We start from the raw sequence: 214 nt of genomic DNA on the forward strand, positions 1-214 counted from the left end.
GTACTGTCGTCTTTACTTTCATTAGTGTTGGAAGCCGTACTATTATCGTTTGCAGAATCAGAAGTTGATTCATCAGAAGCGACCTCAGAGTCAGCAACATCAGAAGCATTATCATTTTGAGCGACATTAGCGTTATCATCATTCTGATCTGCTACGTTAGTGCTGTCGTCTTTACTTTCATTAGTGTTGGAAGCCGTACTGTTATCGTTTGTAG

The 214-nt window shown here is 40.2% G+C and carries 1 protein-coding gene; it reads right to left on the minus strand.

Features of this window, described 5'->3' with window-relative positions; all coding sequences use genetic code 11:
- Window positions 1-214, minus strand: a 214-nt coding sequence (locus CD150_RS13480; RefSeq protein ID WP_206185642.1) for a hypothetical protein, incomplete at both ends; no start/stop codon positions are given.

The sequence above is a fragment of the Staphylococcus ureilyticus genome (genome assembly GCF_002902235.1).
Taxonomy (GTDB): Bacteria; Bacillota; Bacilli; order Staphylococcales; family Staphylococcaceae; genus Staphylococcus; species Staphylococcus ureilyticus.